This is a genomic window from Novosphingobium sp. SG919, from assembly GCF_012932495.1.
In the GTDB taxonomy this organism is placed as follows: Bacteria; Pseudomonadota; Alphaproteobacteria; order Sphingomonadales; family Sphingomonadaceae; genus Novosphingobium; species Novosphingobium rhizosphaerae.
This window is the reverse complement of sequence record NZ_JABCNG010000004.1, coordinates 57,685-78,069: the sequence shown is the minus strand read 5'-3', so window position 1 is coordinate 78,069 and position 20,385 is coordinate 57,685. Positions and strand designations below refer to the sequence as shown.

Annotated in this window: 18 protein-coding genes and 1 tRNA gene; 6 read left to right on the top strand and 13 right to left on the bottom strand. The window is 61.5% G+C overall.

What is annotated here, in order from left to right; translation table 11 throughout:
- Positions 1 to 37: 37 nt before the first annotated feature.
- Together FHT19_RS15730 and FHT19_RS15725 are read right to left on the bottom strand one after the other, a co-directional pair.
- A complete protein-coding gene (locus FHT19_RS15730; protein ID WP_169475874.1) occupies positions 38 to 1,213 on the bottom strand; it encodes an amino acid aminotransferase in 1,176 nt (391 codons plus the stop codon).
- Between the two features lie 103 nt (positions 1,214 to 1,316).
- Positions 1,317 to 2,096: a DUF1134 domain-containing protein gene (locus tag FHT19_RS15725; protein ID WP_246866190.1), complete on the bottom strand. Its 780-nt coding sequence runs from the start codon at positions 2,094 to 2,096 to the stop codon at positions 1,317 to 1,319.
- Between the two features lie 306 nt (positions 2,097 to 2,402).
- Between FHT19_RS15725 and FHT19_RS15720 the strand changes: the two genes are divergently transcribed.
- Positions 2,403 to 2,495, top strand: a tRNA-Ser gene (locus FHT19_RS15720).
- 286 nt (positions 2,496 to 2,781) lie between these two features.
- On the opposite strand, the gene FHT19_RS15715 is transcribed toward FHT19_RS15720, so the two are convergent.
- Positions 2,782 to 3,930, bottom strand: a complete 1,149-nt coding sequence (locus FHT19_RS15715) for an aromatic ring-hydroxylating dioxygenase subunit alpha (protein WP_169475873.1) — start codon at positions 3,928 to 3,930, stop codon at positions 2,782 to 2,784.
- Between FHT19_RS15715 and FHT19_RS15710 the strand changes: the two genes are divergently transcribed.
- The 3 genes from FHT19_RS15710 to FHT19_RS15700 all read left to right on the top strand — a co-directional run bounded on the left by FHT19_RS15710 (position 3,931) and on the right by FHT19_RS15700 (position 7,043).
- A complete protein-coding gene (locus FHT19_RS15710) occupies positions 3,931 to 4,899 on the top strand; it encodes an AraC family transcriptional regulator (RefSeq protein ID WP_169475872.1) in 969 nt (322 codons plus the stop codon).
- Positions 4,900 to 5,093: 194 nt separating this feature from the next.
- Positions 5,094 to 6,041 carry an NAD-dependent epimerase/dehydratase family protein gene (locus tag FHT19_RS15705; RefSeq protein WP_169475871.1) on the top strand — a complete coding sequence of 316 codons (948 nt, stop codon included), beginning with the start codon at positions 5,094 to 5,096 and terminating at the stop codon, positions 6,039 to 6,041.
- Positions 6,042 to 6,071: 30 nt separating this feature from the next.
- Positions 6,072 to 7,043, top strand: coding sequence for a fumarylacetoacetate hydrolase family protein (locus tag FHT19_RS15700; protein WP_169475870.1), 972 nt, complete (start codon positions 6,072 to 6,074; stop codon positions 7,041 to 7,043).
- Between the two features lie 55 nt (positions 7,044 to 7,098).
- Here the strand turns inward: FHT19_RS15700 and FHT19_RS15695 are convergent, their stop codons facing one another.
- The 7 genes from FHT19_RS15695 to FHT19_RS15665 form a co-directional block, all read right to left on the bottom strand.
- A complete protein-coding gene (locus tag FHT19_RS15695) occupies positions 7,099 to 8,028 on the bottom strand; it encodes a fumarylacetoacetate hydrolase family protein (protein ID WP_248290506.1) in 930 nt (309 codons plus the stop codon).
- A gap of 71 nt (positions 8,029 to 8,099) precedes the next feature.
- Entirely contained in the window at positions 8,100 to 8,504 is a 405-nt protein-coding gene (locus FHT19_RS15690) for a nuclear transport factor 2 family protein (protein WP_168557855.1), read from the bottom strand.
- A 3-nt stretch (positions 8,505 to 8,507) separates the two neighbouring features.
- Positions 8,508 to 9,260 (bottom strand): SDR family oxidoreductase, encoded by a 753-nt coding sequence (locus FHT19_RS15685; protein WP_169475868.1) that lies wholly within the window; start codon positions 9,258 to 9,260, stop codon positions 8,508 to 8,510.
- A 2-nt stretch (positions 9,261 to 9,262) separates the two neighbouring features.
- Positions 9,263 to 9,763: a cupin domain-containing protein gene (locus FHT19_RS15680; protein WP_168557911.1), complete on the bottom strand. Its 501-nt coding sequence runs from the start codon at positions 9,761 to 9,763 to the stop codon at positions 9,263 to 9,265.
- A 34-nt stretch (positions 9,764 to 9,797) separates the two neighbouring features.
- The gene (locus FHT19_RS15675; protein ID WP_210425803.1) at positions 9,798 to 10,793 is read right to left on the bottom strand and encodes a VOC family protein; all 996 of its coding nucleotides are present in this window, start codon (positions 10,791 to 10,793) and stop codon (positions 9,798 to 9,800) included.
- A 30-nt stretch (positions 10,794 to 10,823) separates the two neighbouring features.
- Positions 10,824 to 11,945, bottom strand: a complete 1,122-nt coding sequence (locus FHT19_RS15670) for an FAD-dependent monooxygenase (protein WP_169475867.1) — start codon at positions 11,943 to 11,945, stop codon at positions 10,824 to 10,826.
- A gap of 17 nt (positions 11,946 to 11,962) precedes the next feature.
- On the bottom strand, positions 11,963 to 12,970 hold the full coding sequence (locus FHT19_RS15665) for an amidohydrolase family protein (protein WP_169476173.1): 1,008 nt from the start codon (positions 12,968 to 12,970) through the stop codon (positions 11,963 to 11,965).
- Positions 12,971 to 13,166: 196 nt separating this feature from the next.
- On the opposite strand from FHT19_RS15665, the gene FHT19_RS15660 reads away from it, so the two are divergent.
- Positions 13,167 to 14,114, top strand: coding sequence for a LysR family transcriptional regulator (locus tag FHT19_RS15660; protein ID WP_169475866.1), 948 nt, complete (start codon positions 13,167 to 13,169; stop codon positions 14,112 to 14,114).
- 166 nt (positions 14,115 to 14,280) lie between these two features.
- Here FHT19_RS15660 and FHT19_RS15655 read toward each other — a convergent pair whose 3' ends face one another.
- Positions 14,281 to 15,420, bottom strand: a complete 1,140-nt coding sequence (locus tag FHT19_RS15655; protein ID WP_169475865.1) for an FAD-dependent monooxygenase — start codon at positions 15,418 to 15,420, stop codon at positions 14,281 to 14,283.
- Positions 15,417 to 16,484 carry an aromatic ring-hydroxylating dioxygenase subunit alpha gene (locus tag FHT19_RS15650; protein WP_169475864.1) on the bottom strand — a complete coding sequence of 356 codons (1,068 nt, stop codon included), beginning with the start codon at positions 16,482 to 16,484 and terminating at the stop codon, positions 15,417 to 15,419. The genes FHT19_RS15655 and FHT19_RS15650 overlap by 4 nt, the downstream gene beginning before the upstream one ends.
- A gap of 303 nt (positions 16,485 to 16,787) precedes the next feature.
- Here FHT19_RS15650 and FHT19_RS15645 point away from each other — a divergent pair, with 303 nt between their 5' ends.
- Entirely contained in the window at positions 16,788 to 17,753 is a 966-nt protein-coding gene (locus FHT19_RS15645) for an AraC family transcriptional regulator (RefSeq protein ID WP_169475863.1), read from the top strand.
- A 151-nt stretch (positions 17,754 to 17,904) separates the two neighbouring features.
- Here FHT19_RS15645 and FHT19_RS15640 read toward each other — a convergent pair whose 3' ends face one another.
- On the bottom strand, positions 17,905 to 20,343 hold the full coding sequence (locus FHT19_RS15640; RefSeq protein ID WP_169475862.1) for a TonB-dependent receptor: 2,439 nt from the start codon (positions 20,341 to 20,343) through the stop codon (positions 17,905 to 17,907).
- Between the last annotated feature and the right edge of the window lie 42 nt (positions 20,344 to 20,385).

Below are 20,385 nucleotides of genomic sequence, written 5' to 3'. Positions count from 1 at the left end.
CAGGGAAGCGGCAGCGTCTCGGCCCGGGATCATGGCATCAGGCCGTGGCGATATCGCGCAGGGCTTCGATGAACTGGTCGATATTGCCGTTGGTAAGGCCGGCAATGTTGATGCGGCCAGTGCCCGCCATATAGACCCCGTGGCGCTCGCGGATGGCCAGGATCTGCTCGCTCGACAGCGGCAGCATCGAGAACAGCCCGTTTTGCGTACCCAGCGGCGCCATGGCGATGGGGCCGACCTGCTGCGCCTGCGCCAGGCGGTCACGCACCCAGCGCATGCGATCGCGCATTTCGTCCAGTTCGGCCAGCCACAGCGCGGTCAGTTCCGCATCGGCCAGCACCAGGCGCACGGCCGCCGCGCCGTGATCGGGCGGCATCGACCACGAAGCACGGGCGATGGTGGCGCCGTTGGACATCGCCTTCGCCAGCGCTTCCTTGTCCGCCGTTACGGCGTAGAACGCACCGACGCGATCGCGGTAGAGGCCGAAGTTCTTGTCGCACGAATAGGCAACCAGCGCCTCGGGCACCGCAGCAAGCACCTTGCGCAGGCCATAGGCATCGGCTTCCATGCCTTCACCCAGGCCCTGGTAGGCCAGGTCGATCAGCGGCAGCACGCCCTTGGCGGCGAGCAGCGGGGCGATCTCGTCCCACTGTGCCGGGGTATAATCGACACCGGTGGGGTTGTGGCAGCAGCCGTGCAGCAGCACCAGATCGGTGGGTTCGGCGTCTTCAAGCGCGGCCTTGAGCGCGGGCAGATCTGCCGTGCCATCAGCGGCGGTGTGCTTGAACGTCTTGAGTTCCAGGCCCGAAGCGGCCACGATCTGGGCATGGTTGGGCCACGAAGGGGTGCCCATCCACACGCGCTTGATGCCAGCGCGCTTGGCCACTTCGATCGCCAGGCGCACGGCGCCGGTGCCGCCCGGCGCCTGCATGCCATCCACCTTGGCAGTGTCGAAATCGACCCCGAACACATAGGGAATCAGCGCGTTGACAAAGCCCATGTCGCCTTCGGGGCCAAGGTAGGCCTTGGAATCCTGATCGGCGAGCAGCTTGGCTTCGGCGGCCTTGATCGCCTTGAACACCGGGGTTGCGCCATCGGCGGTGCGATAGACGCCCACGCCAAGGTCGATCTTGGTATCGCGCGGATCAGCATTGTGCAGCTTGATCAGCGCCAGCAAGGCATCGGCCGGTTGCGGAGCCAGGTTTTCGAGCATGGGGACTTTCTTTCACGGCTGACTGAAAAGAACGCCGCCCCCATGCCGGTGCCGGCGCGCGCGCGCAAGAGGGTTTGCACCCCGTGGCGCGCGCGGCGCCTCGTTAGAACGGCAACCAGGTCTGCTTGTGGCTGAACTTCATGTAGCCCGCGTTGATGCCCAGCCGCAGGCCCGCGCCCATGCGCACGGGAATCAGCACCACGTCGCCACGGCGCAGATAGCTGACGTTGAAGCCGCCGATCAGATAGGCCTGCCCCTCGCCCGCGCCAAAGCGATGATACATGTCGTTGGTGTCATAGAGATTGTAGACCAGCACGAACGTGTTGCCGGCATTGGCCCCCGCATCGAAACCCACCGAAGGCCCGGTCCAATAGACCGGCATGTCGCCCTCCACCTTGTGGTGCAGCGTGCCCGAGCCATAGCGCACGCCCACCACCAGCGCGCCGCCCGCCTCGCGCCCGGTGATATAGCCGATCGGCTCACCCTGCTTCTTGAGGATGTCGCGGATCATCATGGCCAGGCCCTTGGCGCCCTTGCCAAACACGCCCTCGGCCGCACCGATCAGATCGTCTTCATGCCACGACTGGCCGTTGGCACCGGCTGGCTGCGCCCCTGCCGGCGGCGGGGTGGCAGCCGACGGGGCGGCAGGCGGCAGGGGAGCGGTTGCCGGGGCGGGACTGGCATAAGGCGCACCGCTGGGCGGTGGCGTGGTGGGCGCCGGCTGCACCGGCGTGGCGCGCGGCGCGGCCGGGGTGGTGCCGGGCTGCGGCGCCAGGTCGCTGTCGATCGCGGAATTGGGATCGATCGTCTGCACCTGGGCCTGGGCCTGCGTTGGGACCAAGGGCGCTGCAACCAGGCCAAGGCCGGCAAGGCCCATGGCCATGCGATAATGGATGGCACGCTTCATTGTGTTTCCCGTCCCCTTCATGCGACCTGCCGGACATGGCGCCAGCCACGCCGCGCGGCAATCCGATTGTTTCCTTCCGCCACAGGTTTCGCCCTTCACAATGAACGGGCGATGAGCCGAGTCGAAATTGCGCCCAAACGGATTCGAACCGGGCCGGGCAGGCGCCGGGAGCGGCCAAGGCCACTGTCCACAGGGCGATCCGCAGGCCTGGGGAAAAATCACAACAGACCGCTTGCCCCGCCCCACAACCCCCGTTATAGGCCGCCCTCGCCGCTGCGATCCGGAGACGTGGGTGAGTGGCTGAAACCAACGGTTTGCTAAACCGTCGTACTGGTAAATCCGGTACCGAGGGTTCGAATCCCTCCGTCTCCGCCAAGCGGCTCGGCCATTGAAATAGCCAAGCGCTTACGGCAGCAGATGCCGAAGAGATGGCGCCCACCTGCGATTACGGACATTGATGAGCTGCGCTGCATGCTGGGCGGCGTGGCTCGGGACACCCCGATCACATTGCCAGATGAGCACAGTGGCGGCGAGCGCGAGGGTGGGGAAAGACAGTGGGGCCGCGCCTGCCTCACAACATCAAAATGTTCCGGACAGCAAGTAGAACGATGCCAAGGTTGCTCGTTGCCAGGTTCGCGCCGCCAGTACGAAGCGGTTGCGCTCAAGGCGGAGCGAGCGCGGAAGCATCATTGCGGATCATCTGCGTGATCCGCAAGCGCGCGCGCATCGCTCCCAAATCGGAGGACATGGAGATTTCCCGGGGCAACGGCGTGCCCGAGGCGAAAGCCTCCTCGATTGCTTCCAGGGCGGCCTTGTCCTGCGCGACGACAGCCTTGTTTTGCGCAGCAAGGGCGCTGCTCAGAATTTCATCATCGAGGCGGAAATCTCGCGTGAGCATGATCCAGTAATGCGTGGTCGTTTCGGTTTCGGGAGTGAGGCAATGGATGAAGTTCACCTGGCCCAGTAGAGCCGAATCGGCAGAGGGACCAGAACGCGTGAAACTGCCGGCGTTGATCAGCGATATGCCAATCAAATCGGTGCCAATTCCAACGGTCACGCGCTCGGCAATGTCGGGGAAAAGGAACCGTTGGAAATCGTCGGGCGTCGTGTCGCATTCGGTTCGCGAAACGATGAGGCGCCCCTCGCGCTCCTCCACATCGGGTTTGATCAAGGCGATGCCGCCCTCGCCCACGATGCTGGCATGGATAAATCCGAGATGGCTCAGATCAAACAGATTGTCGATCAACAGCATGTAGCGAGATTTGAGCAGCGTGTAGTCGACACACTGGGTCAAACAGCCCTCGCTGCCGATCAGGCACGCCTGTTGTGGTGGCAAGGGCGTGCGTTGGCCAAGCGCCGCATCCCCCATCCAGATCCACACCAGAGGGGCGGCCTCGCGGACAAGGAATGCGTCCAGTGCGCAATTGGGAACCGAAACCGCAGTCGGCGCCGCAACGCACTTCCCCTGCAGATCGAAGGCAAGCCCATGGTAGCCACACACGATCTTGCCGTCCTTGAGCGTACCCAGTTCCATCGGCATCATGCGGTGCGGGCAAAGACCTGCCAGGGCATGGACCTCGCCCTGATCGTCGCGAAACACCACGACACGACGCCCGAGGTAAAAGCGCGCCATTGGCGTTTCGCTTATCTCGGAAGAAAATCCGGCGACATACCATTGGTTTACCGGCCAAGGGGCGCCCGCGTTGAGTGGATACACAAACCTCTCCTGTTTTTTGCGCGCTCCAGAATGCCGGTGCAGTCCTGGCATGAATAGTGACAATTCGGCGTTATTTCGATACAGATCGTCCACATGGATGCACTTGCCTTCGCGCTTGCCAGGATCAGGCTGACCTCGCCCCTCATTGCACGCATGCAACTTGGTCGAGATGTAGTGGTTGAAATGGGAGCCGGCAGCCGCATGGATGGCGCCTGCCCGTTCCACTATCTCGTCAGCGGCACCGCGCGATTGGTCTGCGAGGACAGGGTCGAGGTATTGACCTCCGGCGACCTGATATTCCTGCCGCGATGGCCCAATTATCGGATCGAAACGGGGCAGGCCGTGCAACGGTACGGCATTCTCGATCTGGCCATGCGCGACCATGCCGAGCAATGGTCGCCAGATGACGGGCTGGACCAGTCGTTGATAATCGAAGCTGGCGAAGAACCTCTCGCGGCAACACTACTCGGCGGAATCTGTCTTTTCGAGCAGCCTCATCTGGGATCTTTGCTGCAGGATCTGCCCGCCGTGATCGTGACCAACGAATTGGGCAAAGGGACAGAAGGGCTGCTTCAGGCAGTCCTCGCGTTTGTCGACGAGGAACGCAACAGCCGCCCGGGTTATGCGGCGACCGCGGCGCGCCTGCTGGAGGCGTTGCTGATCGAGACACTGAGATCATGGACGTTGGATCATGAACATGGTCCCGGCCGGCTGCGCGGCATGACCGATCCCAAATTGGCGCGCTTGCTCCACCACATCCATGCCAAGCCAGGCATGAACTGGAATTTGGCCAATATGGCGTCTCTTGCAGGGCAGTCTCGATCCAAGTTCGCCGCTCACTTCAAGCATGCCATCGGCTCAAGTCCAGCGGACTACGTCAGACACGTGCGCTTCGAAACAGCGCAGCAACAGCTGCTCCAGGGCGAGTCCGTGGCGAAAATCGCGCATGACTTGAACTACAGCAGCAGCTTTGCCTTCAGCCGGGCTTTTCAGCAGCACACCGGCATGAGTCCAGCGCAGCTCCGCCGCTCCCGGCGCATGACGTTTCCAGACCCCGCCTGAGCGTCATTGCCGGGCCGACGCTGAACTGGCGGTTTTTGCCTCCAGCCGTGGCGCTGTGGAATCTGTCCAAGCCGTCCAAGATCTGTCCTATTCGCGGCGACGATAGGTGCATTCGGCCAGAAGGCTTTGACACGTTGAAGATCTTTCCCGCAAACTCTGGAGAACACAAGATTGGGGGTAGGGAGTAGACGTCCATGGATAAGGACGAGAAACGCCGAATTGTCGTGACAGGCGCCGGCGGTTTCATAGGCAGTCGATTAGTCCATGCGTTGCTCGCCTCTCCCGATTATTCGGATTGCAATTTCGCATTGATCGACGTTACAGCACCGTCTACTTTCGAAACCGACCGCATCGAAATGATTACCGGCGACCTGACTGACGCCGGTGTTCTGGATCGGGCATTCAGCACGCCCGCCAACATCGTGTTCCATCTGGGCAGCATCCTCGGCGGCGCTGCGGAAGCGGACCCAGTGCGCGCGCGAAAAACCAATGTCGACGCGACACTGGACATGCTCGAACGCCTGCGGATTGCACAAAACCGCCCCCGCGTGGTGTTTGCATGCTCGGTTGCTGTGTTCGGACCGGATCAGACTGATCCTGTCGACGACGAGACGACGCCTCGTCCGGCCATGGTCTACGGCTGCCACAAGCGCATGATCGAAATCGCGATTGAACACATGAGCGGGCGGGGTTGGATTGATGGCTTGGCCCTTCGCTTGCCGGGCATCGTCGCCCGCCGAGACACTGACCAGCGCCTGCGGTCTGCATTTATGAATACCTTGTTTTTTGATTATGCGGCCGGCCGCGCCCAGTGTCTTCCCGTGTCGGCAGATGGCGCCGCGTGGTGGCTCTCCGTTTCCGCCTGCGTGGCCTGCCTGGTCCACGCCGGCAGCATAGCGCCGGAAAGGCTTGGCACCCGCCGCGCCTTGACCCTCCCGGCCCAGAAAATCAGCTTTCGCGCGTTGATAGACGGCCTGGCGCAACGTTTTCCCGATAGCGGAGCCACTGTGGCGTTTCACCCGGACCCGGATGTGGAACGGCAGTTCGGGCGACAACCAGATCTGAAAACGCCTTTGGCCGACAGTCTCGGCTTCCGGCACGATGGGAGCGTTGACGACCTTATCCGGCGCATTTTCGAATGATAATTCAATAAGTTTGTTTGGGAGGACAGTATGAAAATTGCGACGATCCGCAACGGCGATCCTGACGGTCAACTGGTCGTGGTGTCTCGTGATGGCACCCGTTTTGTTGCCGCCACAGGGATTGCCGGCACGCTGCAGGAGGCGATGGAAAATTGGTCAATCGCGGAACCGGCTCTGCGCCAGCTCGCCGGAACGCTCGAGGCCGATGTTGCCGCCGGCGAACCGATCCGGTCCGCCGATCTGGCGGCGCCATTGCCGCGCGCCTGGCAATGGCTCGACGGGTCAACCTATCTCAGTCACGCCGTGCTCATGTCGCGCGTGTTCAGGATGGATTTGCCGCCCACCGATCGGCCGCTGATGTACCAGGGGGCATCCGATCATTTCTATGGTCCCTATGACGATCTCATCGTGCCGACCGAAGCTGACGGGATCGACTTCGAAGGCGAATTCGGCGTTGTAACCGATGAAGTGCCCATGGGCACCGATGCACGGCGGGCGGCTGAACACATAAGACTGATCGTCCAGATCAACGACTGGTCTTTGCGCGCACTGGCGCCGATCGAGATGAAAACCGGATTTGGCTGGATCCAGGCCAAGCCACACTGTTCCATGGCGCCGTTTGCGGTCACCCCGGACGAGCTCGGCGAAGCCTGGCGCGACGGTCGCGTTGCGCTGCCACTGGAAGTGAAATGGAACGCAGAGCCCTTCGGCGTGGTGGATGGCTATCCGATGGCCTTCTCGTTTGCCGAACTGGTTGCCCATGCCGCAAGGACGCGCAAACTGGTCGCCGGCACCGTGATAGGCTCGGGAACGATATCGAACGAAAACTATCGGGAGGTTGGCTCGGCCTGCATCGCCGAACGGCGCGGCATCGAACTGGCCGATTCTGGAGAAGCCCGCACGCCGTTCATGTCGTTTGGCGACACCGTAGAAATGGAAGCGCGCGGGCTTGCGGGTGAAACGCTGTTTGGACGCATCGTCCAAAAGGTCGCGCAAGGATGACAACCCGGGCTCGATGAACCCTGTTCAATCGAGCCCGGACTTCATGCGCACTTTCTCAAGGCTGCACGGGCTCGGCGATACAGGTCAGTCGCTGGGTTCCCAGACCGGTGATCGTTCCCTCCACGACGTCGCCCGGCCGGAGGAAGCGCTGGTAATGCGTGCCGTTTCCAGCAGGCGAGCCGGTGCAGATGATATCTCCAGGCAAGAGCCGGACGAGGGAGGAGATGTATTCGATCTGCCGCGCAACATCGAAAATCATGTCAGCGGTGGATTCATCCTGCATTGTCTGACCGTTGAGCTTGAGTTCGATGCGCAAATCCTGCGGATCGGCGACAAACCGGGCAGGGGCGATAAACGGCCCGAGCGGCAAGAACGATTCCTGGCATTTGGACGCCAACCAATCCGTGCCGATCACTTTCATGTCAGCACGGTAAATGCGGTCACGGCTCGAAATGTCGTTGGCGACGACATAGCCGGCCACCGCCGAGAGCGCGTTCTCCCGGGAAATGCGTCGCACGGGGCGGCCGATCACCACGCCCAGTTCCAGCTCCCAGTCCGGCTCTTCGACACCGGCTGGAAGAACGATATGGTCGTATGGCCCCGTCACGGCTGAAGGCAGCTTCACGAAGGCATAGGGCACGCCATTGCGAGCGCGTTCGTCCATCATCGCGTAGGCCGCTGCCACGCGTTCGTCGCTCGACATGCCTGCCGTGACAGGATCAGTCTGCTTGGCGGTGAGTTCGGCCACATGCCTGCGGTAATTCGCGCCGGTGCAGAAAATCTGCCGCGGCCGCAGCGGTGCCTCGAGCCGCACATCTGCCAATGGAATGGCGCAATCTGGGGGCGGATCCTGCATCACGGCCGCAATTTGCCCATCGGCGTAATCCCACGCTTCGAACACAGCCAGGGTGTCACGAAATGCCGCCAGTCCTGGCAAGCGGGCGATTTCCCAGACATGCTCGCCACGGATAACACAGGCAAACACGCGCCGTCCGTGTGTCGCCGTTCCTATCGCGTATCGTTGCGACACAGCGTTTCTCCCATTTCTGTTGTGCTTCAGTCGCCTTGGCGAACTGCGTGGAAACTGACCGTGCGCCAAGCGCCATCGCGCAGCGCCCACACCTGCGTGACGAAAGCCTGCACCTCGATCGTCTCGTCCACGTCGCGCCGGCCGACGACGTTGGTCATCGGTCCGGTGACGACCACGACATCGTCGGCCAGAACGCGCACGTTCAGTTCGCCGCGCCGGACCTCGAAAAAGCGCAGGATGCGCCCGGCATGATCAAGCAGTTGGGCCTTGGTGTGCACGCTGCCGGTGGTGTGCACGTGCACGAGATCATCGGCCATCAGATCAGCAAGCGCATCGATATCGTCTGCAGCCAATGCCGCACAACGACGCGCCTCCGCCGCTCTGACCTGGGCTTTGATCGCAAGGAGAGCGTTGGGTGTCATCGCGGTCATTTTTCAACTTCCGTCCGTAATCAGAGTGCCCCCGTCCACAACAAGGTTGTGACCCGTGACGAAGCCCCCGGCAGGGCTGGCGAGAAATACAGCAGCGCCCGCCACTTCGGCCGGGGTCCCCGGCCGGCGCAGCGGGGTCAATGCCATGCGCCGATCGCGCACTGCGTGGTTGTCCAGCAAGGAACGCGACAGTTCGGTTGCGATGACGCCTGGCGACAGGGCATTGGCGCGCACGCCTTTCGGTCCGAGCTGGACCGCCAGATTGCGCGCCAACTGGGCCAACGCCGCCTTCGCTAGGGCATAGGCATTGATTCCGCCATTGCCGCGCAGGCCAGACAGGCTGGCGGTGAAGATCACGTTGCCTTGCCGCTCGATCAAATGGGGCAAGGCCAACTTGGTCAGCAGCACCTGCGATGTCAGGTTGATTCCGATAACGCGTTCATACTCCTCGATATCCATGTCAGCAAAGGACCCGAATTGCTCGGGAACGCCGGCATTGCACACAAGGATGTCGAGGCTGCCGTGCTCGGCCACCGTGCGGTCGACCAGCGTCGCAAGCTGCGCCGGGTCGGAAACGTCGCAGACCACGCCAAGCTGGCCCAATTCCGCCGCGACGTTTTTCGTGTCAGCCGCATTTTCGCTGGAAATCACCACGCGCGCACCGGCCGCGATCATCGCTTGTGCAATCGCCCGACCGATCCCGCGGGTAGAGCCGGTGACCAAGGCCACTTTGCCGGTCAGATCAAACATCGTCATGGCTATTCCGCCTTGTTTTCAGGCAGCGGTTGGCCATTGTGGACATAGGCCGGCGCTTCGATCAGCACGAACGCAATGCGGCAAACCGCGTCGGTCGTATTCCGCCACAAGTGGTTGGTGCCGCGCTGAATGATGATCCCGCCAGCCTCGATTGTCTTCGTGACGCCATCGTCCAGTTCGAGCTCGATGGCACCGCTGAGCACAATACCGTAATCGATGCTGTTGGTGCGGTGCATCGGGCTTTCAGAGCCGGGGTGCATGTCGACAATCCGGATCACCGAGCCAGCGTTGAGGGTCAATCCGGCATCGCGCTCGCGGCCATCGGTCTCGTCGTTGTTGTCCGCCGGCACAGTAGCCGTCGTCCACATCAGCAAAAAGTCTGCCGGTGCAGACGCGATCGGCTGTGGTTGGGCAAAATCCTCTGATACGAATATTGCTCGCCCCGCCGCATCATGGCCGGTGACGACCCGTTGTACGGGGGGCATCTTCTGCAGTTCCACCATGTTATTTACCCCGAAATGCCGGTAATCGGTGAGATCAGTGGCCTGCGCGCTCTTTTCTTTTCGGCGTCGTGCCTTCGACATAGCGCACTTCCCATGGGCTCTCGTCGAAAATCCAGGGTTGCAGATTATGCATGAAACTCATCGTGCCGAAGCCGGCATTCCAGTGGCGCGGCACCCAGCTGTCGTCGTGCATGTCACTATCGCAGCCATATTCCGCGTCGCCGCCCGCTGGACAGGGCAGATACAGGAACACCGCGCTGGCAATGCGATGGCGGCCCAGCCCCCAGATCGACTTCTTCCAGCCACGCCGCTCCATATAGTTGCCACCGACCATGACTTCATCGATGTCTTCGACGCCGAAATTGGCATGGTTGAAGCGAACCTGGCCGTCGCAACCCGGGAAGGGCAGATCCGCCCTGAGCCAGTAGATCGAATGATGGTCGAGCGTGCCCGGCGCGCGGGCAAAGACACCGAAACCTTCCTGCACGTCCGACAGGCGGAAATCGAGGTTGTCCCGGTACCATTCCCAACTCGCCTGCGGGTCTGGCGTCTGATAAACGACATGCTGGATGGTCTTGGGATTGGCCTTTAGCCGCCATTTTCTGTGCTGGTTCAGCCGATTGATCGTCCCCAGGCTATTGACCGGGTCCGGCGCGCCAAACACCCTTTGCTTGGCGAACACGCGAATACCCGAAGCGATGCCGTCGCAATCGAAGAAATGAGCGGTCCCCTCGGCGTCGATCGAGACCTCGGTCACGGCGCTCAGCCGCTTGACCGCCCGATCGAGATGTTTTTGATTGGGCACACCCCAGATGACCTTCTGGACGCCGTACCCGACCAGGCCCTGCCCCTCGGTCCGCGCGACATCGAGCGGGCGAATGATGACGGAAGATCCCTCCTCCATCTCGAACAACGCTTCGCTCTCGCTCGACTCTATCAGCGGCAAGCCGAAGTCGGTGAAATAGCGCGTGCAGATGCCGACGTCTTCGACGCCGTACACAATCGTCTCGATGCCATTGATTCCAGACACGGCGTGCCTCCACGATTTGATGAATTGGGTTCAGTATTCTGCCGCCAGCGCCTTGAGCGGCGCAGCCATCAGCGGGCCGAGCTTCTCCATCGGCCCCCGTTCGAGCTGGTGCCGGCCGATCGCCAGGCTGCTTTCCACCACAACGCGGCAGCGTTCGTACCGGCGGGCGGTGAATGCATCGAGCGCTGCCATGACATCGTCGCCATGGCGCTCCAGCTCCTCGGCCAGCACCAAGGCGTCCTCCACGGCAGCGCCGGCACCGGATGCGAGATGCGGAGTCGTGGCGTGCACCGCGTCCCCAATCAGCACGACGCGCCCGGCGTTCCACGGCGCTGGCTGGAGCGCGGCTTCCAACGGACGATAGACGATGGAACTGGCTTGCGAGACAGCATCGCGGATATCGGCGACCGCACCGCCGAAATCGGCCAGCAAGGCGCGAACCAGCGCCGGCTGTTCGGCGGGGGCGACGCGCCGGCCGTGCGGATCGGGATTGAGAATAAAGAGGTAGACGGAGTCATCGGAAACCGGGGTAATGCCGACGAGGTTTTCGTGGCCGACGTAGAAATGCCCGTGCATCATGTCGGCAGGGCGCTTGGCCACGATGCGCCAGCTGCCTTGCCCATTGGGCACGGGTAGTACCGCGCCGGGGAACAACATGCTGCGCGTGTTGGAGTAGATGCCGTCGGCCCCAACGACGAGATCGAACGATTGCTGCTCCCCGCTGGAGAACGTCACCGCGACGCGGTCGGCACGATTCTCGATCTCCTGCGCGGTGACGCCAAGAACCACCTCGACCCCCAACGCCCGCACCTCGCGCGACATGATCTGGTGCAGCAGGGGCCGCATGATCCCGCCGGAAGACGGCAGGCCGGGCTCAACCGGCGCAGTTTCGATCTGGTTCAGCAATGTACCGTCGTAAAGGTAGGTCCTGAGGCCAGAAACGAAACCGCCCTGCTCCAGGATTGGCGCCAGAATGCCCAGCCGCTTGAAAGCGCGCAATGTCGGCGCTGTGATCGAAATGCCTGCACCATAGACGCGCCAGTTCGGATCGCGGTCGATCAACTTTACCTTGTGTCCCAGTTGGCTCAGCCGGATGGCGGTCGCCATGCCACCAATCCCGCCACCGATGACAAGCACAGAATGCACAGCCATTTTTTGATCCACCACCTTTATGCAACGACGAGGCCGAGCAATTCAGCCGCATTCAGTCCCAGGACTTTCTCTCGCACCGCTGGATCGAGCTGGCTGTGGAACCCGACCGGATCGGGTTCAGACATATCGAACGGATAGTCCGTTCCCAGGCAGAGGCGATCGGCGCCATGCACCCGGACCAGCGCATCCAACTGGTCTCGTTCGAACACCAGCGTATCGACCCATATCTGCCGCAGGTAATGGGACGGCGGGTGCGCGCTGTTGCAGTTGCAATCCGGCCTCACTCTCCAGGCGTGATCCATGCGCCCCCAATAGGCTGGCAGATAGCCTCCACCGTGGGCCACGCAGAGCTTGAGTCCCGGATAGGCATCGAGCACGCCGCCAAAGATCAGATGCGAAAGCGCCAAGGTGGATTCGAGCGGGTTTCCGATGATGTTGTTGAGATAATATTCCGTCAGACGCTGGCCGTGGGTGAACCCGAGCGGGTGGATGAAGACCAGGATGCCAAGCTCCTCGGCGGCGGCAAAGAATGGTGCAAGCGTCGGATCGGCCAGTTCGCGCCCGTTGACGTTGGTATTGATTTCCACCCCGCGGAAATTCAATTCCGTCACGCAACGACGCATCTCTGCAATTGCCATTTCGGTGTTTTGCAGGGGCACGTGGCCCAGCCCGACAAAGCGATCCGGCTGGCCGGCAACCACATCGGCCAGACCATCGTTGACCATGACGCTCAATTCACGTCCCAATTCCGCGTCGGCGAAATAGAAGTATTGCCCTGGCGATGGGCTCAAGGCCTGAACATCGATGCCGAGCCGGTCCATGTCCTCCAACCGTTCCTGCACGCCGTGCAGGCGCGAACCGATGGCGGCAAACTGGGCGCCATTCACTTTCTGGGAAGCCTCGGACGTGAATGGCATCGCTGCGGGCGCAGTCGGCATGGCTTCGCGCAAGAGAACGTCTGCTTCGCGCACGGCATAGTGGCAATGGATATCCACGACCAAGGACTGCCCTGCCCGCCGCACCATTCGGGGGGTGCGGCCATGCTGGCAATGATGGAAGCCTCCGTTCACCACATTCTCCCACAATCTGGCTCGCCTCCTGTGAGAAAGCCATGCCGTTGTCCGGGAGACTAGAGCCTGCGCCGCGCGGCCCAAAAGCGTTCCTTCGGATAGGTTATATCGGCCAAAACGATGGCCAATTGGATTCGATTTGGCCCGGTAGATGGTCTATCTCGACGGGGGAGAATTTATGCGCTTTGACAAGCTTGATCTGAACCTGCTGGTGGCCTTCGACGTCCTGATTGAGGAATGCTCCGTGTCCGCCGCCGCACGGCGCCTGAATATGAGCCAGTCGGCGACAAGCGGCGCGTTGGCACGCCTGCGCGAATTCTTTCAGGACAGCCTGCTGGTGCAAGTCGGGCGTGTGATGGTGCCAACCGAAGTTGGCCTGGAACTTGCCGGACGTGGGCGCGAAGTTCTCACCCTGATCCGGGCAACGATCACCACTCCGATTGCATTCGATCCTTCGACCATCAAACGCAATTTCCGGATCGCCGTATCGGATTATGTGTACGATGTGGCGCTAGCCGAGGCGATCAAAGAAATTCAGAATATTGCGCCAGACCTTACTTTTGACCTGTGCACTCCCAATCAATACAACTCTGACCGCTTTCAACGCGGTGAGATCGATATTTTCATTACCATCGAGGAACATACGCACGTCGATCATCCGGGCCGGCCACTTTTCCAGGATCAGCTCAAAGTCATCGCCTGGGATCAAGAACCCGCGGAAAACGGGGAATTGACGTTCGACGAATTTCTCAGACGCCCGCACGTGGACGTGACATTTGGCCAAGGGCGGGCGCCGTCCTTCAGCGAGCGATTCATCAGTGAGGCGCAGTTGGCGTTGAAGACAGAATTGCGGGTGGAAAGCTTCAACGCTGTGGCCATGAGCGTGATTGGCACGCGGCGCATGGCGCTGCTCAATGGCCTGCACGCCAAACGCTTCAGCCGCCTCTTGCCGCTGCTGGTCTATCCTCTACCGATGTCCGCGCCGCCCATTCGCGAAGTCATCCAGTGGCATTCGATGCGGCGTGGCGACACTGGCCTGCAATGGCTCAAGGAGCAGATATTCGCGCGCAGCCAGGCCATCGTCCAGCGCGAAGACTGAGTTTGACTTGCACGGGGTCCAACCCATCGGGGGGATGCTCGAGACTTTCGGCCAGGCGAGAGTGACATTGCCGCGCGGGCCGGACACCGCCCGATGGGTTGATACCGCGCATATCGGCGAGACGCGGGGCCTCACCGCCGCGATCGGTTAGGTCGTGACCAAACACCTAGATTGGCTGGGCGAGTTGCTGGCTGACGTCGCGCATGATCCCGGGAACGTCGATGTCCTTCTGGTGCTCGACTTCGGCGCGGGCGAGTTGCCAGCTTGCTTCCACCACCATGCGCGCCCGCTCGTAACGCCGATCGGCAAAGCGGGTGCGCGCGGCCGGAATCTCCTTGGGCGTAGCCGATATTTCCTGTGCCAGGACAATGGCATCCTCGATCCCCATTGCAGCTCCCTGCGCCAGCACCGGAGGATTGGCGTGGGCCGCATCGCCGATGAGCACCACCCGTGCACTGCCCCAGGGCTTGGGGACGATCATGGCGGGAAGCGGACTGAAGCTGACCATCGCGGGATCACGCACATGCTCGACGAGCTGGGCAATGAGCCCCCCGTAGCCCTGCACTTCCTCGGCAAAGATCGTGTGGAGCCGATCCTCCGCCTGCCTGCCGCCATCATACGCCTGGACGATATACATGTACGCAAGATCGGACGAAACCGGGCAGACGCCCACCACGCCATGCTTGCCTCCGAAGAAGATATGGCTCCGATCCAGGCCGGCCGGCCGCGGAACGGCCGCGCGCCAGCACGCCTGCCCCGAGGGCGACGGTTTGACATCGGGCATCAGCACGGCACGGGTGGATGAATTGACCCCATCGGCTGCAACGACCAAATCGTAATCTGCAGTCGATCCATCGCTGAACGAGATGGTGACGCGGTCATCGGTCTCGTGCCAGCTGCCGATCGTCAACGCGCAACGGATCGATGCCGATACTGCACTCGCCGCCTTGAGCAAGATGGCATGCAGGGCGGCGCGCTTGATCCCCGTACCGCCGGGCCACCGCGGGCCGCCGATGCGCGGCAGCGGGTTTTCGAGCAGTAGCGAGCCCTCGGCTTTCATGATGTTGATGAAATCTGCCGGCACGCCGGCAGCGACGCACTGTTCTGCCACCCCTATTTCATCCAGGGCCCGCATTGCATTTCCAACGAGCGTGAGGCCGACCCCGCCACCGTCGTCGATCACCGGCTTGCGCTCGATCACATCGACATGCCAGCCCCGCCGGCCAAGAGCCGCGGCAGCGGTAAGCCCGGAAATCCCGGCACCGACCACGAGAACGCGGCCTTTAGTGTCAACAGCGGCGCTCATGCGAGCACCTTGGCTTTCTCGCGCTCCTGCGCCACCTGTGCTGCAATCAGCCGGCGCGTCCGAATGGCGCCTTCGTCCGAACGCACGGCGACCTCGGGCGCCCGGCCCTGGCCAAGCTGATCGAACAGGATCTGGATGTCGTCCAACGCCACCACATCCTCCATCAACAGGTGGCGCAGGTCCTCGAAAATGCCGGGGTGTGTGTTCTCATAGTCGTTGGCGAGCGCCACGAACTGGATGCAACTGCGCGGCCCGGTCGGCGTGATGCCGAACACCAGGCGGCTGTCGCGGCGCGCCTTGTCTTCGCTGTCGGTTTCCACAAAGCATTGCCGGACAACGCAGACGTTGGGTGCGTAGCTAATCAGCTCCAGTGTGCGGTCCGCGCGCGTTCCCTTGAGGCCCATGCTGCGGGCAACCATGGGGGCGATAACCTCGTTGCTAAACTCGCGGACCATCGTCACGCGCACGCCGTCCTGATGGCAGGCATATGGGTGGGCAGCGACGTTGCCATCGTCGATCAACCCGTGGTGCAGAAACGAGATGTGCGTTGCATCCACCAGGTTTTCCAGGGAAAACAGATAATTGGAATTGGCCGTCAGGGCCAGGCCATGATAGGCGTGGAAACCCGGCGCCGTCAGCCCGAGGGCATCATGGTCGGGGATCAGGCTTTCGTCGACCTGCTCGGCGTCGCCCGGCCAAATCCAGATCCACCCGCCGATTTCCTTGAGCGGGTAGCGACGCACCGCCAGAGCGGACGTGGGCACGCCGCCAGAAGGAATGAGGCAGGCCCGGCCCTCGGCATTGAAGCGGATGCCATGATAATGGCACTGGATCGTATCACCGAACAGCACGCCACCGTTCGAGAGGCGCATGCCCCGGTGGGGGCAGCGATCGAACAGCGCCACCGGGTCACCCGCCTCGGTTCGATAGAAAACGATCGGCTCGCCAAACAGCGTCCGGTGCATCGGCTCACGCGTGACCTCCGTGCTGAAGGCTGCGACATACCATTGGTTGCGTGGGTATTCGGCAGCCCCTGGCTGCATGTTGACGCCGTTGATCTGCATTGCCTTGTCCTCTCGTGTTCTGGTCTCGGACGAACTGCCCCTAGGGCCGCTTCCCCGTTGAGCCCGGCCTGGCAATCTAGCGGTGCGCCTGCCCGATCATTTTGAGCCGAGGCAAAGCCGCCCGCCACGATCTCGTGAGCAACGCGAGGCGCAACAATCCCATGGGATTGGGCAAAACCCACCAGCCCTCGGTCGCCGGACATCCGAGCCAGTTTGCAAGCAATATCGGATTAACGAAGCCATTCGAGTGGACTGGGGTCCGTTTTTTGGCTCTATTCGTCCGAACGCATTTCGGACACCGATATGGACAGCCTCAGCAGAGCGCTTTCAGACAAACGGCTACGCGGTTCGTTGCTGGCAATGCTCGATTTCGCCAACCCCTGGAAAGTGGATTTCGAATCCGCTCCATCGGGTGCGCCCATGCATTACATTCTGGAAGGGTCTGCCTGGCTGGACCGACCCGGAATGGAACCCATTGAGTTGCGTGAAGGGGACTTGGTGATGTTCCCGCGCTGGGACCGCCATTGGCTGCGCAGCGCAGATGGCCATCTGCGCGAACTGACGGTACGCGAGGTGGTCAGCCAGAACAGCGGCGACGTGTGGCGACCTGGGGACTGGCTGAACCGGCCGCTTAGGCTTACGCTCGAAGGCGGTGCACAGCACACCCGCATTCTATCCCTGGTTTTTGAACTCGACGAGACCACCCCGCACCCTTTGCTGTTGGGCTTGCCCCGTTTCATCAAGATAGACGCAGCAAGAACGGGCATGGAGCCCTGGCTTCGCATGACGTTGGACTTTTTATCGGCGGAATCCGAACAGCAGCAAAGTGGCTATGCCGTCGTTTCGAGCAGATTGGCGGACCTGGTATTTACGCAGATCGTCCGATCGCACATTCTGCGGCATCCCGACGAAGTCGCAGGATGGCTGCGCGCGCTTGTCGATCCTGGAATTGGCGCGGCGCTTGCCGTGATGCATGATCGGCCGGACGAGGATTGGCCACTGCACAGGCTGGCGAGGAACAGTGGCATGTCGCGCAGCACATTCTGCTTAAGGTTCAAGCAATTGCTTGACCAGACGCCTTATCAGTATTTGCGCATGGTCAGGCTCGATCGGGCGCGCGAACGGTTGCTGGCAGGCGAGCGGATCAAGCTGCTGGTAGAGGAAGCAGGCTATGCGACGCATTACGCGTTCAGGAAAGCCTTCCGCCAGCGTTTCGGCATGTCGCCGCAAGAGATGCGTCGGCAGGGAAGCCGGGCACAACAAGAATGACCGACAGCAAAGCGGCCTGTGAATATGCTCCACAGGCCGCGAATTTATGATCGTTCCATCATGACACGTCTGGAAAACGCGATCATTCTCTGAGCATCTGCCATCGCCCCGTTTATTAACAAAAGCGGCTTCCAATTTTTGCTATCGGGCTTCAGAACTTGCCCGAGAAACGAACGCCATACGTCCGTGGGGGTGCGTAGCTGGTTGTCAGGACGCCCGCGACTGAGCTGTTATACGTGGTGAGAACCGGAATCAGCGTGTTGGTCAGATTGCGCCCCCACAACGTCACGTTCCAGGCGCCCTGGGCGGAACCGAACCGAATAGCTGCATCCACACTGAAATTGGCGCCGGTGTTTTGCTGGACCAGGTAATCGAACCCGTCCACGGCATTGGAACGATAGCGACCCTGCGCCGAAAGCGCCAAGTCGTAGTCGCCCAGGTGGAAGGTTTGCTCGAAACCACCGTTGATCGACCACTTGGGCGAGTTCAGGCCCGGCTTGCCGGCGCAGTTGACCAGATAGACCGCGCCCTGGGCATTGGTTCCGGGCGTGTAGGGACAGCCCACCACAGGCGGAAGATTGGTACCGCCGGCGGGTGTCGAGTAGGTGAATTCCGTCAGCTTGTTGTCGAGATATTGTACTGTCCCGGTCAGGAGCAGGGTATCGGTCGCCTTCACCTGCACGTCCAGATCAACCCCGCGGATGTGCGAAGCGCCGGCGTTGTCGGCAAAGAAACTTGTCTGGCCGTTGCTGTCCAGGCCGAAGTGCGAAATCTGCTGGTTGGAATAGCGCCAATCGAACAGTTCGATGTTGACCTGCAGCCGACGATTGAAAAACCGGTTCTTCAAACCGACCGTCCACGCGCGAATGGTTTCCGGCAAATAGGATTCGTGGCCGAGCGAAAGCGAGAAGCCGCCCGAGCGGTAGCCGGTTTCGTAGCTGACATAAGCCAGCGAATCCGCCGCGATGTCCGCCTCTGCCCCCAGGCGATAGGTGAACTTGCTGTTCTTCTGCGTCTGGTCGACGTCGGTGGGCGAATAGAACAGGATATTGCCAGCCGAGCCGAACGGCCGGGCATTGGCGGCGCCGGCAGCAGGCGGGAAGCCGAATGGGAGTTGCGAGGCGGGAATGGCCGCAGCGATGCTTGCCAGCGTGTCGCCAACCGGCAACGACGGCCCGCCAAAGCAGCCGGGGCCGTTCGGCGGCGGCGCATTGGTGCAAATGTTCAGCAGAGAAATCGCGGTGCCGTCAAAACGCTTTCGATCCCAAGTATAGCGGCCTGCGGCTGTCAGGCGCAAGCGCGGGGTGAGATTGGCGACAATGCGACCGAACGTGGCCGTCGACCTGGAATCCTGCCGATAGTCCTGAATGCTGCTGAGCACATATTGCGCGTAGACAGCGTTCCCGGACAGCTTTTCATCCATGTAGAACCCGCCGACGAGCCAGTCGAAAATGCCGATACGCTTGCCGTTCAGCCTGATCTCCGAACTGAACTGGGTGTCGTGCTGCTGGTCGTAGGAGCCGCTGAACGATGGTCCGTTGTAAAGGTCGTCCAGCACCGCCTTGCGATAGGCGGTTATCGACGTGATCTGGCCAATGCCGGTGTCGATGTTGAGTTCGCCGTGAACACCCCAGATGTTGTCATTGAGCTTAGGCGTGGCCAAGGGGGCGGGATTGTTGAAAGAGCCGCCGATTACCAGCTTGGAAAAGTAGTCGCGCGCCTGCGTGGTCAGCAGACCGCTCCGCGCCGCCAGATTGACCGGCACATAGGAATAGTCGGCCGGCGAACTGGCTGTCTGCGGCGTGCCGGGGGTATACTGGAATGACCCATTATAGGCTTGGCCGGCCCCCATCCCGCCAATATTGGTGTAGTCGGCAGACAGTCTCAGGCTCACGCCCGGTGCGGGCTTGGTCAGGAACTGCACGCGAACCGCCTTGGCATTGCTGTCATCCGTACCATCGGCGTTATAGCCGTCGGAGCGCTGGATGCGACCGGAGACGCGCAAGGCAGAGTTGTCGCCCACAGCCAGGTTTGCGGCGGCCTCGGCTTCGATCCGGTTGTAGTTGCCATAGCCCAGAGTCAGATCGAGCGAATTCTGGCCGATGACCGGATGCTGGGGAATGACGTTGATCGCGCCGCCCGTGGCGTTGCGCCCATACAGAGTGCCCTGAGGCCCCTTTAGGACCTCTACCCGTTGCAAATCGTAGAACGATCCCGCCGCGCTCGGCTTGGCGATGTAGATGCCGTCAAGATTGAAGGCGACCGCGGAATCGCTGTAACCGTTGTTGTTGTAATTACCCACGCCACGCAGGAAGAAGCTGGTCGTAGAACCGCCACCCTGGGCGACAGTCAGAGCGGGTGCTACCGTATTGAGGTTGTTAACGCTGGTAACGCCGGCATTGGCGAGGGCAGCTTGTGAGATGACGTCGATCGGAACCGCTGCCTTCTGAGCGGATTCAGACTTGCGCTGCGCAGTAACGACGATCTCCTGGAGCCCAACAGATCCGCTCTCGCCGTCAGCCCATGCAACAGTGGGCATGCTGCAGAACGACGTGACAAGCATTGTCGATATCATGAAGTTTTTCTTCAAGGCCATCCTCCCTAATGGTATTTTTATTTTCCGCTAATATTA

Excerpts from the sequence above, each read along its gene's own strand:
- FHT19_RS15700 (WP_169475870.1), top strand. The coding sequence starts at position 6,072 with ATGAAAATTGCGACGATCCGCAACGGCGATCCTGACGGTCAACTGGTC.
- FHT19_RS15705 (WP_169475871.1), top strand. The coding sequence starts at position 5,094 with ATGGATAAGGACGAGAAACGCCGAATTGTCGTGACAGGCGCCGGCGGT.
- FHT19_RS15655 (WP_169475865.1), bottom strand. The coding sequence starts at position 15,420 with ATGAGCGCCGCTGTTGACACTAAAGGCCGCGTTCTCGTGGTCGGTGCC.
- FHT19_RS15710 (WP_169475872.1), top strand. The coding sequence starts at position 3,931 with ATGGATGCACTTGCCTTCGCGCTTGCCAGGATCAGGCTGACCTCGCCC.
- FHT19_RS15680 (WP_168557911.1), bottom strand. The coding sequence starts at position 9,763 with ATGGTGGAACTGCAGAAGATGCCCCCCGTACAACGGGTCGTCACCGGC.
- FHT19_RS15670 (WP_169475867.1), bottom strand. The coding sequence starts at position 11,945 with ATGGCTGTGCATTCTGTGCTTGTCATCGGTGGCGGGATTGGTGGCATG.
- FHT19_RS15645 (WP_169475863.1), top strand. The coding sequence starts at position 16,788 with ATGGACAGCCTCAGCAGAGCGCTTTCAGACAAACGGCTACGCGGTTCG.
- FHT19_RS15660 (WP_169475866.1), top strand. The coding sequence starts at position 13,167 with ATGGTCTATCTCGACGGGGGAGAATTTATGCGCTTTGACAAGCTTGAT.
- FHT19_RS15730 (WP_169475874.1), bottom strand. The coding sequence starts at position 1,213 with ATGCTCGAAAACCTGGCTCCGCAACCGGCCGATGCCTTGCTGGCGCTG.
- FHT19_RS15725 (WP_246866190.1), bottom strand. The coding sequence starts at position 2,096 with ATGGCCATGGGCCTTGCCGGCCTTGGCCTGGTTGCAGCGCCCTTGGTC.
- FHT19_RS15690 (WP_168557855.1), bottom strand. The coding sequence starts at position 8,504 with ATGACCGCGATGACACCCAACGCTCTCCTTGCGATCAAAGCCCAGGTC.
- FHT19_RS15650 (WP_169475864.1), bottom strand. The coding sequence starts at position 16,484 with ATGCAGATCAACGGCGTCAACATGCAGCCAGGGGCTGCCGAATACCCA.
- FHT19_RS15665 (WP_169476173.1), bottom strand. The coding sequence starts at position 12,970 with ATGGTGCGGCGGGCAGGGCAGTCCTTGGTCGTGGATATCCATTGCCAC.
- FHT19_RS15685 (WP_169475868.1), bottom strand. The coding sequence starts at position 9,260 with ATGACGATGTTTGATCTGACCGGCAAAGTGGCCTTGGTCACCGGCTCT.